The following is a 16,303-nucleotide window of genomic DNA, read 5'->3' as shown; positions in this document are numbered from 1 at the left end:
CTCAGCAACTCATCTGAGAATAGCCTCCGTCTGTCTATAATGCTACGGCGGGTGAGAGCAGCTTTGCAGGTTTTACGTAACTTGGATGAGATTATCACACCCATTTTCTGGAAAACCTACGGATAAAATGTCTTTACTCAAAATCAATGGCCTGAATAAAACTTACCCTAATGGCACGCGCGCGCTCGTGGATGTCGATCTGGAACTCTCAAAAGGAATGTTTGGCCTGCTGGGGCCGAACGGTGCGGGGAAATCGTCGCTGATGCGCACCCTGGCTACCTTGCAGGAGGCCGATTCCGGTACCGCTTTTCTCGGTGATATTGACATCCTCAACGACCCGCAATCGGTGCGTAAAGTGCTGGGCTATCTGCCACAGGAATTTGGCGTATATCCACGGATTACTGCCGCTCAACTCCTGGACCATATTGCTACCCTGAAGGGGATAAGCAACGGGAATACCCGCAAGGATTTGGTGGAATACCTGCTGCAAAAAGTAAACCTGTACGAGCAACGCAACAAAAGCGTAAGCGGATTTTCGGGCGGGATGAAGCAGCGCGTGGGCATAGCCCAAGCCCTGATTGGCAACCCACAACTGATCATTGTAGACGAGCCTACCGCCGGCCTTGACCCCGGCGAGCGCAACCGCTTCCACAACCTGCTGGCAGAAGTAGGCGAAGAGGTGATCGTGATCCTGTCGACCCACATCGTAGACGATGTACGGGAGCTTTGTACGGACATGGCCATTATGAACCTGGGCCAGATCGTGTACAAAGGCACGCCAACCGAGGCCCTGACCTCGCTGGAAGGCAGGGTATGGCGCAAGACCATCGACCGTGCTGAAAAGGCAGCTTACGCGGCACAGTACACCATCATCTCGGACAAGATGGTGGGTGGGCGTCCCCAGATTCACGTGCTCAGCGATCAGCAACCAGGAGAGGGCTTTGTAGAAGTAGCCCCGAGCCTGGAAGATGTGTTCTTTACTACTATTCACGCCACCGTTGCCTAAAACCTGGATACTATGTTTTTTACTTTTTTTAATCGAGAAGTCATGTCGGCCCTCAAACGGCCGATGATCTATATTTTCATGTTTATCGTGGCGCTGCTGGTGTTTTTTGCCGTAGTGAGCGACAATGTTATTATTGGCGGCGCGGTAGGTGATGTGCACAAGAATGCTCCGGCGGTGATAGGGGTGTTTGTGAGTGTGCTCAATATTTTTGGGCTGCTTTTTGCGACTGCCTTTTTCAACAACGCGGCTTTGCGCGATTACCAGTACCAGTTTAGCGAAATCCTGTTCAGTACACCCCTCAGCAAGGCGGGGTACTTCTTTGGGCGCTTTACAGGTGCCTGGCTACTGTCTACCCTCGTGATGGTAGGCGTATATGTGGGCGTAGTTGTAGGTGGATTTTTGGCCCCTATATTTGACTGGATTGGGCCAGAGCGGCTCGGGCCTACGCCTTGGGGGGCATTTTTTAGCAGCTACTTTTTGTTTGTAGTGCCTAATATGTTTTTTGCGGGTACGGTGATCTTTCTTCTGGCTACTCGCTTCAAGAGCACCATTATTTCTTTTGTAGGTACCCTGCTGATTATCGTGGGCTACATCATTTCTTTGAGCCTTACCAGCGATATCGACAACCAGGCGACGGCAGCTTTGGTGGATGTTTTTGGAATTTCGGCTTATGACCTGGATACCCAGTATTTCACGCCAGCAGAACGCAATGCGATCGGCCCCGCTTTTGGTGGGCATTTGCTGACCAACCGCTTGTTGTGGATGGGGATAGGACTGGTGATTTTGGCGCTTTCTTACTTTGGGTTTTCTTTCGCAACGAAAGCTACCAAGCAGAAAAAAGCCAAAAAGGACAAAGGAGCTACGATAGAAAAGAAAATCATTTACCAGCCTTTGGTACCTGAAAATGTGGAAGAAATTTCGGGCTGGAAAACCTTTGTGAGCTTTTTCAAGATCAACTTTTTGTCGATGTTCAAGAGCACCACTTTTGTGATTTTGCTGTTGTTTTCGCTGATCTTGCTGATCTCTAATCTTTGGGGTGGTTTTGAATATTTTGGCTTGAAATCCTATCCGGTGACCTATAAAATGCTGGATGAAGTCAATAACCTGTCTTCGCTCTTTGTGCTCATCATCCTGGTGTTTTTCAGTGGTGAGCTGGTCTGGCGCGATCGAGACAATCACATCAACGAAGTAATCGATGGCACCCCGCACCGCTCGGTGATTTCGCTGGTAGCGAAAACACTCTCGCTGGTGTCACTGGCTTGCATCCTGCACCTTACGCTGATGGTGGTGGCTATTCTTTACCAGGCTTTTAATGGCTACACCAATTTTGAGTTGAACGTCTATCTGCAAGACTTTTTTACGGGAGCCTTTTTTGTGTACCTCACCTGGGGTGGTTTGTTGATTTTCCTACAGGTAATTATCAACAACAAGTACCTCGGCTATTTTGCTTCGGTGGTGCTGTTGTTTATGCTGGATATCATTTATCTGGTATTAAAAATCGAGACCAATATGCTGAGCGTTGGTGGTACGCCGAGCACGATGTATTCGGATATGAATGCATTTGGGCCAGGCGTGACGGGCAATTTTTGGTTCAATGGTTACTGGGTTTTGTTTGGTATCCTTACCGTAATACTGGCAGCTTTGCTCTGGCCTCGCGGTACGAGTACGACCGTAAAAGACCGTTTGGCAGCGGGCCGAAAGGCCCTGGGTAAAAGGTATTACGGCGCCCTTGGCTTCTTCAGTATTGCTTTCGTGATTGTGGCAGGTTTTGTGTACTACAATACCCAGGTACTCAATCCGTACAAGACCTCGCACGAACGGGAGTTGCTACAGGTGAGCTATGAAAAGCAGTACCGCAAATACGTAGACGCGCCCAAGATCAGTGTTTTGGATGCTAAATACTTTATCGACATCTACCCCAAGGTGCGTGCGGCCAAAGGACGGGTGGAGATGTTGGTGTCCAACAAAACAAACGAGGTCATCGATTCTCTCTTCTTCACGGTCTCCGAAGATTACCAGCAGGAGGTAGAGATCCCCAATAGTAAGTTGGTATACGAAGATAAAGACCTGGGCTTTTTGATCTACGAACTCAATGAACCGTTGCAGCCAAGGGATAGCATGCAAATGATTGCCCGCTTTGATTACACCCCTAAAGGCTTTGAGAACGAGGTTTCCAATATGTCGGTCTTGAAGAATGGTACTTTCTTTAACAACGGAGATATTCTCCCTTCCTTGGGCTACGAGGTCAATGCGGAGCTGAGCGACAAAAACAAGCGCCGCAAATACGACCTGCCTGAGCGCCAGCGGATGCCCGATTTGCAAGAAAATTGTACCGACCTCTGTAGGAGCAATTACCTGACCAATGGTAGCTCAGACTGGGTGACAGTAGAAACCTTTATCTCTACCAACGAAGATCAGATCGCGATTGCGCCGGGCTCTTTGGTGAGTAAAGAAGTGAAGGACGGGCGGGCCAATTATCACTACAGAGTGGACCACCCTTCCCAGAATTTCTATTCTTTTATTTCTGCGGATTACAAAGTGGCTACCCGAGTATGGAATGGTATCGATCTGGAAGTGTACTACCACCCCGATCACGGCATCAACGTAGAACGCATGCTGGACGCCTTGGAGAAATCGATGAAGTATTACACCGAAAACTTTGGGCCGTATTTCCACAAGCAAGCGCGGATCATCGAGTTTCCTCGTTATGCCACCTTTGCCCAGGCGTTCCCGGGTACCATGCCGTATTCGGAAGCCTTCGGGTTTATCATCAACCTGGAAGACGAAGACAAAAACAACGTCGTAGACGCCGTGATTGCCCACGAGATGGCGCACCAGTACTGGGCCCACCAAGTGATTGGTGCCAATATGAAAGGCTCGACGATGTTGAGCGAAAGCTTTGCCGAGTATTCATCGCTGATGGTGATGAAGCAAGAAACCGATGAGGTGAAAATGAAGGATTTTCTCAAGTACGACCTACAGCGCTATCTACGTGGGCGTAGTAGTGAGACGGAGGAGGAGCAACCCTTGATGAAAGTGGAAAACCAGGGGCATATCCACTACGGCAAAGGTTCGGTGATTCTCTACGCTTTGCAAGATTACATTGGGGAAGACAAGGTGAACGCCGCCCTGCGTGGCTTCCTGGAAGAATTCCGCTACAAGGAGCCTCCCTACCCCACAGCGTACGATTTTATGCGTTACCTCGAACCACAGGTACCCGACTCATTGCAGTACCTGATTACCGATTGGTTTGAAGACATCACGCTATACGATTTGCGCATGGAGGACGCTACGGCCAAAACACTGGACAATGGCCAATACGAAGTGACCGTCAACTTTTTGGCTAAAAAGCTAAAAGCGGATGGAGCCGGCAATGCCAAGGAAGCCCAGCTCAACGACTGGATAGACATCGGCTTCTACGCCGACCGCGACGAAGACGAACTGATCATGCGCCAGCGCGTGCACCTCACCCAGGAAAAAGGCCAGTTGACCTTCACTCTGGATAAACTCCCCGTCAAAGCCGCCATCGACCCTCTCCGTTTGTTGATCGACCGCGTCGATGAGGACAATGTGAAGACCGTGGTGGTAGAGTAGGTGGTCAGGTTGGCTTGGAAGTGCTATGGTTGATGGCTTTTTCAACCTGACGGTATCAGGTATTTGGTATAAGGTAGAGGGATTTGTTGTCCGCAAGGGGCAGCAGATCCCTTTGTTTTTTTTTGTACCAACAAAAAAAGCCCGCCGCTTCTCTCGAAGACGACGGGCACTCCCTTAAAAATAAGCTAATTTCTTGGACCCCTTCGGTCGCTGTAGGCTTGCCGCAGGCGATGCACCCTAGCCCTGCCCTGGAAGGGAGGAGACTGTGTCTGTCCTTACTCCCTCCCTTCCAGGGGCCGGGGTGGGTCATGTGAAAAGGTAAGCGTTATCCCGGAAATTTCCGGGTGGATAAGCGTGTATAAAGTCTTGTAACCCTTACACCCATCCAACTTTTACACCCTTCCAACTATTCCTTCACCACCTTCGCCGAGTACACCTCCTCGCCAGCGTACATCTTCAAGATATACAAGCCCGCAGGCTGCGCGCCCAAGTCGATGCTGGTGCCGGGCTGTAGTTGACTCACGACCAAGCGGCCGGTAGCGTCGTAGGCTTCTACACGCTCCAGGTTGATCTGGGGCAGTTGAATCATGCCTTGGGTCGGGTTGGGGTAGACGCGCAGGGCAGTTTCCGAGATGTTAGTGACGCCTACGGAGCCTTGGTTGGTGACTTCGAGGTTGAAGGTGCCTGTTGCATCTAAATCATCATTACTCACTATTAGAAGGTATTCGACTCCTTCTTCCGTTTGGAAATCAAATACGGGGTTGACAGCATCAAATCCACAATCAACTTCCGTGAGTACTTCACATTCGCCACTATATATAACGGCAACTAAATCAATAGAACTATTTGCATTATCGATGGTGTAACGATTACCATCGCCAGTAAAGGCAAACCAGATAGGACTTGCCTGATTAAATCCAATTCCACAAACAGTAGAAGTCGGATCGGTGCCAGATACACTGTAACCATTGTTGTCATATAGTTCCGACAACTGCGGCACCATCTCTGCCTGGCCAAAAAGGTTGTTGATGTCAATCGCATCAGCACACTCATCCCCCGGCAGCGGCTCCGTCAGGTTGGTCACCTCCAGGCAGAACTCGCCGGTGGTGCCATCGTAGCCATCTATCAACACCACGTACTCCACACCCTCCTCGGTAGGGAATTCTACGAGGACATTGAATATGCCGATAGCGCCGTTTTCATCCTCATTGCAGGCCACGGGCATCAGGCTGCCGCAGCCACCGCTATAGACGACTACTTGTAGATCCAGGTTCTCATTTGGGCCCGTACACTGGATACTGCGCATGCGGTAGGTGTTGCCATCGCCCGTGAAGGAGAACCAACCACTGTTTTGAAGCTGGTCACCTTCATAGAAGCAGTCGAAGCCAGCCGTAGGGTCGTCAGCCCCCGTTGTAAAGTTGGTATTGTTGAACATGTTGGTCGTTTGCGGCTCATTGAAAGGGCCGCCAAACTGAGCAGAGATGTCAATCGCCTCGTCACAGAGGTCGCCGGGTACAGCCAGTGCCGTTACCGTAATGACAGCACCTTGCTCACCACCACAACCATTGGCATCAGCGTAAGTGTAAGTGATCACATTCTCCCCCTCGCCCGCTACCGCCGGGTCAAAGCTGTAGGTCATGCCGTTGCCGTCGTCGGTGACGCCATTACCACTGTACACACCACCAGCAGGCATACCGCCGCTGAGACCAGTCTGTACGCCAGCATCTACTTGCACACTGAGGCCGCCGGTGGAGAAGGTGACGGTGGGGGCGGCTACTACGGTGATGGTACTTGTAACCATTTCGCCACCAAGGCTGTAAGTGACGGTATAGGTGCCAACCCCACCTGCAGCTACTGGATCAAAGGAAAAGGTGCTACCGTCGCCGTTATCAGTCACGCCGGGGCCAGAATATACGCCACTGCTTGGTGATGCACCACCTAGCATGGTGGGTGAACCGTCCAAGCACACGTTAGGTAAGGTAGAGAACACAGGGGTATTGACAACCAGTTTGGAAATTTTTCCCTGACCAGAACCACCATTTCCGATCTGCGCGATGTACATATCTACACCGTTGAAGGCTACTGATTGAGCACCAGATAGGCCGGCTACCACCTCTTCCAACATTGGCGAAGGATCATTGAGGTCAATTCTGGAAATTTTATCCGCTCCGGCAATGTAGAGAAAGCTACCATCAAGGGTTAATCCTACAGGGGAGCTAACGCCTGAAACTGCTGTCGTCACTACAGCGGGTGTTTGGGTAATATCAATTTTTATAATACTGTTAGTCAGAAAAGAAGCTACGTAGAGAGCATTTCCAAACTTAACAATACTGTTAGGCGTATCAATAGCGTTTGCAATCGTCTGTGACAAGGGAGTGTCATCCGTAAGGTTTATACTTACGACAGAAGAAGCATTGTTTAGACTTACATATAGAATATCTCCGTCAATGAATAAACTGGCAGCCCCGCTAAAGGTTACAGGGATTACATCAGGTACAGGGGGCGCATCAGTAACATCAATACTAGAAACTCTACTGGCAGAAAACTCACTAAAATAGAGGGTGTTTTCCTCTATAAATAATCCGGCTGGTCCTGAAAGGCCCGTCAAAACTTCTTGAATAGCAGGTGGCACAGCCGCTGTAATATCGATTTTAATGATGCGGCTAGAACTTAATTCTGAAATATAAAGTTCATTTCCATCTAAAGCAACACCGTACGGGTAGTTCAATCCGGTAAGGATATCCGTCACCTGCGCCTTGGCCGTCATCATGCTCAAAGAGCACAGTAAGAATAAGAGATAAAAATTTTTCATCATTAAAAATTTTGGTACATAAATTGGGTACAATGCTTACTCTGTTCTGGATTTTCAGCGTCCTCCGTTTTTTTGAATATGGGTTTTTAGGGACCCACCCTAGCCCTCCCTAGAAGGGAGGGAACTGTTCCTGTCCTTACTCCCTCCCTTTCAGGGCAGGGCCGGGGTGGGTCCTATTCCTTCTCCCCGCCGGGCCATCTAAATAGCGGTACTGAAAAGTAACGATGCAGTACAGCAGAACAGACTAAAAGAAGGCACAGGAAAGTGGTGTAGAACATGGTTTTGCGTTTCGTACATGGGTATATGTCCGATGGCGTGGGAGAGGTAAGTGTGGGAGGGCGTTTTTTTTAAAAAAATAATTTTTAAACAAAAAATATTATTCAAGTGAAAACAAAAAACATTTTATATTAACACTATCTTTGTCGTCGATTCGTTTTCTTGCGGGAGAAAATTTTAGCCACGAAAGCACTAAAAGCACTAAAACCCACGAAAGATATTTTGTGCTATTCTGTGTCTTTGTGCCTTAGTGGCAAGAAAAAAGCAAAAATAACCTCCGTGTCTCCGGACCTCTGCGGCAAAGAAAAAAAGCGATAAATAACCTCCGTCCAACACAGCAGTATGAATTGGCAAAAAGAATTTCAGAAAATCAGCACCGCTTTTCAACAGTTTCTTGGTAAAAAGGGACAGGCGGTTGGCACTTGGTTGAAGCAGCAGTCGACGCTGCGGCTCGTTGTTTACGGTGTGGGTGGTCCCATTTTGGCGGGAATCGCAACGGTAGTGGTGCTGGCCTTGTTGGTTTGGCTGGGTGTTTTCGGCGCATTGCCTACCTACGGCGAGTTGCAGAATGTGCAGAATAACCAATCTTCGGAAATCTACAGCGAAGACGGTGTGCTTCTGGGCAAGTACTACATCGAAAACCGTACGGATGCCAAATTAGATGAAATCTCTGAAGACGTGATCAATGCCTTGATTGCTACCGAGGATTCCCGTTTTTTTGAGCACAGCGGGATCGACTTGCGCTCCTGGGGGCGGGTATTGGTGAAGTCAATCTTGCTGCGTGATGAGTCTTCCGGTGGAGGAAGTACGCTGAGCCAGCAGCTGGCCAAAAACCTGTTTCCACGGCGGGAGTATGCCTTGCTAGGGATGCCCATCAATAAACTGCGCGAGATGTTTACGGCGCGCCGCCTCGAAAAAACCTACGATAAAGAAGAGCTTTTGGGGCTGTATCTCAATACGGTCCCTTTCGGTGAAAATGCTTTTGGTATCAAAGTGGCGGCTTTTCGTTACTTCAACCAGTCGCCGGAAAATCTGAGTACCGAAGATGCCGCCGTTTTGGTAGGAATGCTCAAAGCTACGACGGCTTACAATCCGCGCCGCCACCCCGAAGCGGCTACAGAACGTCGCAATGTGGTGCTCAGTCAAATGGCGCGTGCGGGCCACCTGGATGCCGATGCCCTGGATAGCTTAAAGGCTTTGCCCCTTAAACTCGACTACCAGCAAGAGGGCCACAACGAAGGAATGGCCACCTACTTCCGCGAGCAAATGCGCCAGGAAGTCACCGATTTGATCAAAGACCTCAAGAAGCCGGATGGTAGTGCATACAACCTGTATACCGATGGTCTGAAAATCCATACGACCATCAACAGTAGAATGCAGCGGCACGCCGAAGCAGCAGTGGCTTACCAGTTGCCCTTGGTGCAGCGCCGGTTTGAAGACGACTGGAAAAAACGCACGCCCTGGTCCGAGAAAACCCTGCAAAGTGCTTTGGAGCGTACCCAGCGCTACCAGGATTTAAAGAAAAAAGGCGCGAATGAAGCGCGGATCAAGAAAAGCTTCGACGAGCCGTTGCCAATGACCATCTTCGTCTGGGGCGAAGGTGCCGTAGATACCTTGCTAAGTCCGATGGATTCACTTAAACATTATTTGACCTTGCTCAATGTAGGGGTGCTGTCGGTAGAACCACAAACGGGCTTGGTCAGGGCTTGGGTCGGTGGCGGCGATCATCGTTTTATCCAGTACGACCACGTAAAATCGCGGCGGCCGGTAGGGTCTACCTTTAAACCGATCGTATACACAGCTGCCCTACAGAGTGGTATGATGCCCTGCGAGTATACCCCCAATGAACTACGGACCTACGACCAGTTTAAAGGCTGGCAGCCCCACAATAGCGATGGCAAATACGGCGGTGTGTACTCGTTGGCAGGTGCGCTCAGCAACTCGGTCAACACCATCGCGGTAGAACTACTCCTGCGGGCAGGCGTCAAGAATGTGGTGAAACTGGCGCACGATATGGGCATCAGTAGCGATATCCCCGCAGTGCCTGCCATCGCACTGGGTGCCGTGGAGGCCAACCTGTTGGACATGGTGACGGCTTATGCCACTTTCGCCAACCGGGGTTACCGCCCGGATCGCCTCCATTATTTGGATCGGATAGAAAATGCCGAAGGAGAGGTACTGCTCACTTTTGATCGCCCGGATGGGAAGCGATTTAAGAAAGTGCTAGAACCGGGTCATGCAGATATGATCCTCAACATCATGCAGAGCGTCGTAGATAGCGGCACTGCCCAGCGCTTGCGTACCGAGTTTGGTATTGGCGGCACCCTGATGGGGAAAACGGGGACTACCCAAGATCAGGCCGATGGTTGGTTTGTAGGCTTCAACCCCAAACTGGTCACGGGTGTATGGGTGGGTACCGACCACCCCGGGATTCATTTTCGCAGCCTTTCCCGTGGGCAAGCATCGCGCACCGCGCTGCCCGTTTTTGGTTCTTATATGGTGCGCGTGATCAAAGACAACAATTTCAAAGCGATCCGCAGAGCCACTTACCCCGAGCCGCCGGAGATGGTGTTGGCCTTGCTGGAATGCCCTCCTTACCTGCCGGAAATGCCCATCGTTGGCTACGAAGACGCCCCCGTCGATCAGATGGTGGAGTGGAACCGTACGATTGAATCTATGGACCCTGCGCTCCTGCAAGAACTCCTCAATGAAAATCCTCGCCGTGACGACGAAACCCTGGGAGAGTACGCCCAGCGCATTCGTCGTAAAAGTGAACGAGAAGAACGCCGCGAAGAACGCCGCGAGCATTGGAGCAAGGTGCTCTTTGGGAAGGATAAAGATGGTGGTGGGTAGGTCTTTGCGATTCTAACAAAAAAGACGAACTAACGCATCTCATCTTGATGTGTTTTCCCTGGTACTTAAAACAGTATTTCTTGATATGCACAAAAAGGAAGTAATTTTGTGCAGGTTATAAAAACGTGCACAAAAAATCGTTTTTTTTGTGCACGTGACTTCACCTTCTTCCTACATCTTATACTCCGTCGGCATTCCCTCCGTCTCTTTTTCCGGCCCCTGCTGCTGTGCGGCCTCGATAAGAATATCATCTATTCCGCGGCCGCGTACACGTGGCAGTGGCAATTCTACAGCACCAAACAACTGCATATTTTCATCAAAATGGCGGTACAGCTCATCAAGAGGAATGGTGAAAGCTTCTTCTTCTACATCAAAGTTGTTGAGGTTGTCAACACCCAATATGTCGGCCGCGATAAACTGTCCTAGCTGGAAGTAAGCCTCCCATTGAATAGGGTCAAAAAACTGATCAGCAGTAGATTCGTGCGGGAAATCAGGGTTGTAAATTTTGTACTTGTAAGTGCCGTACTGGAAGGCATCCTTGAAGGCAGCATCATCCGGCCGACCAGTAGGAGCGGTAACCGAACTCTTGACGTAAACAAAAACACCTGTTTTCTTGCCACCAGGATAGTGAACAATCTTTTCTTCACCTTCGTCGGTGCAAACCTTTTCCCACAATTGGTACAAATCGGCAACGGCAAAGCGCTTTTTGGAATAGCCGTGGCTGGGGTTGACCCGCATGATGTTTTCCGGGATTTCATCGGGGCGGAAGCGGATATCGATACCGAGTTCGTTGCGCGCACGAACGGCCAGGTTTTCCAAATCAGCGAAAGTAAACAAGGGGTCAGCACCAGCATCTACCGATACGATGAGCTTGCACTGGCGGCGGAGTAACTCCATGACGCCGAGGTTTTCAATATGCCCACCATCACTGATGTTGATCATTTTTTTGTCGGTGCCGATGCGACCAAAAAGTTCGTAGAAAAAGTAGAAAGGCCACCAGACCACTGGCCAGGTTGTTTTTATTTTCATGGGATTCCAGGTCCAAAAACCGAGGCGCAGGTTGAAAATAGTCAGAAGGATACTCAGTATTTTGTTGGAATACGCTCCAAGCCCGGGATTTACCGCTGCTGCCGAAATGGTGACTGCTGCCGGAAGTGTCATTTGCCGGTAGCCAATCGTTTCTGCGGTGGGTACATAACCTACCAATTTCGCACCACAGTAAAGGGGGGAGAGCAGGAAGTAATCGCTGGCTTTGGCTCCCTGGAAGTTGGGGTCTTTGCTGGATTGCAGATTCAAGCAAGTATTGATCAAAGGATAAGGAGCGAGATAATCCTGATGCTCATTGCTATGGGGTTGGCACAGTTGGTGCAGCAAAATATTCTTATTGGTGGTCGCAAAATGCAGATAGGCATCCGCCAATTGTTTACGATAGAAACGGTGAAAACTCGTAGCGTTAGGATTGGTAAACATGCCCATCAACACGAGAATAAAACCGGCGGTTACAAAGAAAAGCAACTGCTCGGCGGTAGGCGACTTCACCGATTGAAAACTTTTGATCAAGGGCCAGCCAAAGGTACTGAGGATGCCAATGACCACAAGCGTCTCTAAACGATTGAAAAAATTGGAACCATCCAAGCGATAAACCTGGGCGATGTTCAGTAAATAATGAAGCACAAAAATGACGATCCCTCCGTAAAAAAGTTCCGGCATCAGCCATTGCCAGTGTTGCTGCACCGCATCCATGAAATCGATGCTAATCAAATTGTAGTAATCACAGAAAAAATAAGAACCTACGATCAAGCCCACTAAAATGGCCGGACTGATCAGGCTCATCAAAAAACTTACCATAAAAGCGACGACCAGAGTAAGTTGGTTCCATATTTTCTCAAGGCCTGTACCGGGGAAAAGGTATTCTCCGTGCGAGCGCATATAGTGCAGATGCTCAGGGGCAAATAACTTTCCTTCTTGCCCTTTTTCTTTGGTAGTAGCCTGAATATAAGCTCCTGTGTAGCCACCACCAGACACCGTACTGAGGTAGTCCGCTTGCTTGAGGACGCCAAATTTATGAAGCGTTTTGAGGATTCCCAGATTGATTGTCGCCGAGCGAATGCCACCACCTGATAAGGCCAGACCAAAACGATTTTCTTCTAGTGCTGCGGCAAAATCATCGCCCATGATTTTTCTACGCCTTTCCCTTAAGAGTTCGTCTTCAGCAGCAATGACATCGGAATAGGTGGTATTTGCAGACATGTGTTGCGGTGTTTTCTTAAAAATAATGAAGCAAAAGGGCCGTAGCAGTTGGGCTTGTTTGCTATAGCGAGGAAGTAATCAATAAATCCAGATCAGTAGATTTGATAGAAAAACGTTTGCCGAGGTATTCGTTGGTCAAGCAACCTTTGTAGGTGTAGACACCGTGGCGCAGGCCATGATCTCCGAAAAGCACTTTTTCAATACTCTGAATATCACCTGCTCTGAGCAAAATGGGCGTCAGAATATTGCTGGTAGCAATGGAAGCGGTGCGGGCAATACGTGAGGCCAGATTAGGGACGCAATAATGAATCACCCCGTGTTTGATAAAGGTAGGTTGATCCAGCGAGGTTACCCGTGAGGTTGCAAAACATCCCCCTTGGTCAATGCTCACATCAATGATAACGGCCCCGTCTTTCATCTTTGCGACCATTTCTTCGCTCACTACAATCGGCGTGCGCCCACTTTCGGAGTGCATGGCACCAATGACCACTTCGGCGGAAACCAACTCCCGTTCCAGATAGATTGGATTAAGCGAACTGGTGTACAGGGGCCGCCCAACCTGGTTTTGAATTCTTTTGAGTTTGTAGATGTTATCATCAAAAATTCTCACTTCTGCACCCAGACCCAATGCCGTGCGTGTGGCGTACTCCGCAACGATACCTGCTCCCAAGATGACTACTTTGGCACTGGGTACACCGGATATTCCACCAAGCAAGACGCCTGCTCCTCCACTGGTATTTGACAGCAGTTCGCCCGCCGTAAGCATGGCGCTGATCCCCGCCATTTCGCTCATGATGCGCACAATGGGGAAGTAGCCGGAATCGTCCTTGATGTACTCCATTGCCAAAGCAATGACGCGCTTGTTTTTTAGCCGGTAGATGTATTCTGCGTTGATGATGGGCAACTGTAACGGAGAAATCAGTAGCTGGTTGGGGCGCATCAAGTCGATCTCATCGAGGGTAGGTGGTGCTACCTTAATGATAACATCGGCTTTGTAGACAGCCTCGGGGCTATAGGCAATTTCGGCCCCTGCTTCCGAATAATCGTGGTCGGAAAATTTTGATTTTTCTCCTGCTCCGGCTTCCATTACGATCCGGTGACCTTGTGCGACCAAGGTGCTAACGGAGGAGGGCACCAGGGCGACCCGGTTTTCCTGTAAAGTAATTTCCTTAGGAAGCCCTATATACAGATGCCGCTGCCTGCTGCTGCGTTGCAAAGTCTCCGATTGGGTCACTAATTGGCCTTCAGTGAACTCTTTTGGCACGGGGATTTTTTTCTCCTTATCACTCATGTATCAAAAATAGGATTTTCAGGCAGGATAATGGTAAGAGTTGGTACAAAAATAAGGCATATAGAAGGAATTTAGGCAGGTAAAAATATTTAGCCATTTGAAGTGGGGGAATAGTCTGTAAATAGGCCGATTTTTCGTACTTTTGCAGGAATGAGTACAAAGGAAAATCTAAGAGACGATAAGGGCCAGCAAATGGATTACGGCGCTAATAACATTACCGCCCTCGAAGGGTTGGAAGCGGTACGTAAAAGGCCTGGAATGTACATCGGTAGCACCGATATTAAAGGCCTTCATCACCTGGTTTGGGAGGTGGTCGATAACTCCATCGATGAGCACCTCGCAGGGTACTGTAGCACGATCGATGTTATCATCGAAGAGGATAATTCGATCACCGTCAAAGATGATGGTCGAGGTATTCCTACGGGCATGCACGACAAACTGAAAAAATCAGCGTTGGAGGTCGTAATGACCGTACTACACGCTGGGGGTAAATTTGATAAAGACACTTATAAGGTTTCTGGTGGTCTGCACGGTGTAGGGGTGAGTTGTGTGAATGCACTCTCCAGTATGCTGCGGGCAGAAGTTCACCGGGAAGGGAAGGTGTATGAGCAAATCTACCATCAGGGAAAACCAGAGGAAGATGTAAAAGTCATCGGAGAAACCACTGATCGGGGTACACGAATCACCTTCTTACCCGATCCGGAAATTTTTCGCGAGGAGCGGGTCTACAAGTACGAGACTTTAGCCCACCGCTTGCAGGAATTGGCGTACCTGAATTCTGGGCTTACGCTGACCCTACTAGACAGAAGAGCCAAAGACGAAAAAGGACAATTCCGCAGTCAGACCTTCTACTCGGAAGGCGGTTTGAAAGAATTCGTTCTGTTTCTGGACCAAAGCAAGCAACCCATCACCGAAAATCCGATCCACGTTACCGGCAAAGAAGATAACGTAGAGGTGGAAGTAGCGATGCAGTACAACACATCGTATACCGAGAATATTTATTCCTTCGTGAATAATATCAACACTCGGGAAGGAGGTACACACGTCAATGGATTTCGCCGCGCGGTGAACCGTATTTTCGCCAAGTATGGGGAAGATAACGGGATGTTTAAAAAGCTGAAGTTCAAAATTACGGGAGAAGATTTCCGGGAAGGACTTACAGCCATCGTTTCGGTAAAAGTACCCGAGCCTCAGTTCAAAGGCCAGACGAAAGGGGAACTAGGCAACAGCGAAGTGACGGGTATCGTTTCGCGCGCGGTAGGTAACGCTATTGGTGTCTTCCTGGAAGAGAATCCCAACGAAGCCAAGCGTATCGTTGATAAGGTCATCCTCGCAGCTACGGCTCGCCACGCGGCGCGCAAAGCTCGCGAAATGGTTCAGCGTAAGAATGTCCTCACGGGAAGTGGGCTGCCGGGTAAACTGGCGGATTGCTCTTCTCGTTCACCAGAGGCTTCGGAGTTGTACCTCGTGGAGGGAGATTCGGCGGGCGGTACAGCTAAGCAAGGGCGTGATCGTACCTTCCAGGCTATTCTTCCCCTGCGTGGTAAAATCCTCAATGTAGAGAAAGCACTGGAGTACAAAATCTACGAAAACGAGGAAATCAAGAATATGTTTACGGCCCTCGGGGTACGTATCGAAGAGAATAATGATGGAGAGCGGGTGCTCAATATCGAGAAGCTGCGTTACCATAAGGTCATCATCATGTGTGATGCCGACGTTGATGGTAGCCACATTGTGACCCTGATCCTGACCTTCTTCTTCCGCTACATGCATCGCCTGATCGAGAATGGCTACATCTACATTGCCAAGCCGCCCCTTTATCAGGTGCGCAAAGGCAAGCAGTTCCAATACTGTTGGACAGAAGAAGAACGCCAGGCTGCTGTTGCCCACTACACAGAAGGTGGAGCATCGGAAAACAGCATCAAAATCCAGCGCTATAAGGGTCTTGGTGAGATGAATGCCGAACAATTGTGGGAAACCACTATGGACCCAGATACACGTATTCTAGAGCAGGTAACCATCGAAGATGCTCGCGGTGCTGATGATGTTTTCTCTATGCTGATGGGAGATGAAGTACCACCACGTAGAGCCTTCATTGAAGCCAATGCGAAATACGCGAAGATCGACGTGTAGCGAAGGGCTTTGAACTACGAAATACAAAATCCCGGATGTTGCTTTTGCTGCGTTCGGGATTTTTTTATCCCAACAAGCGATTATCTTT

General features: G+C 49.4%; 7 protein-coding genes. 4 read left to right on the top strand and 3 right to left on the bottom strand.

Annotated elements, in window-relative coordinates:
- Positions 1 to 127 precede the first annotated feature (127 nt).
- The gene (locus AB0L18_RS07825) at positions 128 to 1,006 is read left to right on the top strand and encodes an ABC transporter ATP-binding protein (protein ID WP_367392032.1); all 879 of its coding nucleotides are present in this window, start codon (positions 128 to 130) and stop codon (positions 1,004 to 1,006) included.
- A gap of 12 nt (positions 1,007 to 1,018) precedes the next feature.
- The gene (locus AB0L18_RS07820) at positions 1,019 to 4,600 is read left to right on the top strand and encodes an ABC transporter permease/M1 family aminopeptidase (RefSeq protein ID WP_367392031.1); all 3,582 of its coding nucleotides are present in this window, start codon (positions 1,019 to 1,021) and stop codon (positions 4,598 to 4,600) included.
- Positions 4,601 to 5,006: 406 nt separating this feature from the next.
- On the opposite strand, the gene AB0L18_RS07815 is transcribed toward AB0L18_RS07820, so the two are convergent.
- Entirely contained in the window at positions 5,007 to 7,415 is a 2,409-nt protein-coding gene (locus tag AB0L18_RS07815; RefSeq protein ID WP_367392030.1) for a T9SS type A sorting domain-containing protein, read from the bottom strand.
- A 615-nt stretch (positions 7,416 to 8,030) separates the two neighbouring features.
- Here AB0L18_RS07815 and AB0L18_RS07810 point away from each other — a divergent pair.
- Positions 8,031 to 10,541, top strand: coding sequence for a transglycosylase domain-containing protein (locus AB0L18_RS07810; protein ID WP_367392029.1), 2,511 nt, complete (start codon positions 8,031 to 8,033; stop codon positions 10,539 to 10,541).
- 171 nt (positions 10,542 to 10,712) lie between these two features.
- Here AB0L18_RS07810 and AB0L18_RS07805 read toward each other — a convergent pair whose 3' ends face one another.
- Both AB0L18_RS07805 and AB0L18_RS07800 read right to left on the bottom strand, forming a co-directional pair.
- Positions 10,713 to 12,791, bottom strand: coding sequence for a hypothetical protein (locus tag AB0L18_RS07805; protein WP_367392028.1), 2,079 nt, complete (start codon positions 12,789 to 12,791; stop codon positions 10,713 to 10,715).
- 61 nt (positions 12,792 to 12,852) lie between these two features.
- Positions 12,853 to 14,082 (bottom strand): alanine dehydrogenase, encoded by a 1,230-nt coding sequence (locus tag AB0L18_RS07800; RefSeq protein ID WP_367392027.1) that lies wholly within the window; start codon positions 14,080 to 14,082, stop codon positions 12,853 to 12,855.
- A 150-nt stretch (positions 14,083 to 14,232) separates the two neighbouring features.
- Here AB0L18_RS07800 and gyrB point away from each other — a divergent pair, with 150 nt between their 5' ends.
- A complete protein-coding gene (gyrB, locus tag AB0L18_RS07795; RefSeq protein ID WP_367392026.1) occupies positions 14,233 to 16,215 on the top strand; it encodes a DNA topoisomerase (ATP-hydrolyzing) subunit B in 1,983 nt (660 codons plus the stop codon).
- Positions 16,216 to 16,303: the final 88 nt, after the last annotated feature.

This window comes from Lewinella sp. LCG006, from assembly GCF_040784935.1.
Classification (GTDB): domain Bacteria; phylum Bacteroidota; class Bacteroidia; order Chitinophagales; family Saprospiraceae; genus Lewinella.
This window is presented reverse-complemented; position numbering and strand designations above follow the sequence as displayed.